Genomic DNA, 1633 nt, shown 5'->3' with positions numbered 1-1633 from the left:
ACCTCATCAGCAAGCAGAATACCGGTTCGGGCGTATGGGCGGACACCGCTTATCGCTCGAAGAAGAACGAGGCGTTCCTCGAGCGGGGCATGTTCAAGAGCCACATCCACCAGAAGCGCACGCCGCGTCGGCCGCTGCCCAAACACATCGCCAGAGCCAATGCCAAGCGCTCCGCTGTGCGCTCGGCGGTCGAGCACGTGTTCGCATGTCAGAAGCACCGCATGGGGCTGTTCATCCGCACCATCGGCATCGCCAGAGCCCGGATCAAGATCGGCATGGCCAACCTTGCCTATAACTTCCAGCGCCTCGCCTGGCTCGAGGGGCAAGGTGCGCCTGCATAGCGCGAAAACGGACTGCTGAGCGGCACTCAGGCCCCGAAAACCGCGGAAACCAGGCCGAAAAGGCCAGCCTTCACGCACAAAAGACCGCGATCAGACCATCCGCGCCCTCATCAGGCCGAAAACAGCAGGTTCTTCGAGGTGTCCAATTCTCATCATCTCTGTTTCTCCATCCACCTCAAAAAAAGGGGTGCGATGGGCCTAATCCACGGAACGTGGGGCTGCATGCCGTGATCACGGGATGCGCGAAGGTGAGCCAGCATCACCTGGAGACAATGCTCCCGACCGAACAGCCGTTCGCCGAGCTCGCCGCGAAAATCGCGGGCGCTGGAGAATTCGGGCTGAAAGCTGATCGGCTGCTAATGGCAAACGCAGCCATTTAGGTGCCAACCCGGGAAAGGCAGCAAAGTCCCAAATGCGGTCTTGCAGGCCCGGTGTATGGCCTTGTCCGCTTGTGGGAGGCGACAGTTGGACACCTCGAAAAACCCTCGCCTTTGATGCGCTGATCTGATTCACTCTGCGCTGCGATGAGCGGAGGCGATGATGGTTGGTCAGCCGGGTTTCTTTGATTTGTCGGATCGGTATGCGGCGTTGAGCGCGGCGGGCGATCCGCTGGAGCGGTTGGCGGGGGTGGTGGATTTTGAAGTGTTCCGCGGGCCGCTGATCGTGGCGCTGAGGCGGAGCGATCGTGGCAAAGGCGGCCGGCCGCCGTTCGATCCGGTGATGATGTTCAAGATCCTGGTGCTGCAGGCGCTCTACTCGCTCTCGGACGAGGCGGCAGAGTTCCAGATCAAGGACCGGCTCTCGTTCCAGCGGTTCCTGGGGTTAGGGCTCGATGGCAAGGTGCCTGATGCCACCACGGTGTGGCTGTTTCGTGAGCAGCTTGTGAAGGCCAAGGCGATCGACAAGCTCTTTGCGCGCTTCGATGCCGTGCTGACCGATCGCGGCTATCTGGCGATGGGCGGGCAGATCATCGATGCGACCGTGGTGCCGGCGCCCAGGCAGCGCAATAGCGATGAGGAAAAGGCCGCGATAAAGGAGGGCAAGATCCCGGAGCGCTGGAAGGAGAAGCCCGCCAGGATCCGCCAGAAGGACCGCGATGCGCGCTGGACGGTCAAATACTCCAAGGCGAAGGTGAAGGAGGGTGCTGATCCTGCGGCGTTCAAGCCGGTCGATCTTGCCATCCCGATGTTCGGCTACAAGAACCACATCGGCATCGACCGGGCGCATGGGCTGATCAGGACCTGGGATGCCAGCGCGGCCAACGCCCATGACGGGGCGCGGCTGCCAGACCT

At 61.9% G+C, this 1633-nt stretch carries 2 protein-coding genes; both read left to right on the top strand.

The window, feature by feature from the left end; genetic code table 11:
• Positions 1–341: transposase (locus tag BZF61_RS15455; RefSeq protein ID WP_143736936.1), on the top strand; the 341-nt coding region annotated here is incomplete at its 5' end.
• A gap of 540 nt (positions 342–881) precedes the next feature.
• Positions 882–1633: IS5 family transposase (locus BZF61_RS15450; RefSeq protein ID WP_086616887.1), on the top strand; the 752-nt coding region annotated here is incomplete at its 3' end.

The sequence above is a fragment of the Erythrobacter tepidarius genome (assembly GCF_002155695.1).
Classification (GTDB): Bacteria; Pseudomonadota; Alphaproteobacteria; order Sphingomonadales; family Sphingomonadaceae; genus Erythrobacter; species Erythrobacter tepidarius.
This window is presented reverse-complemented; position numbering and strand designations above follow the sequence as displayed.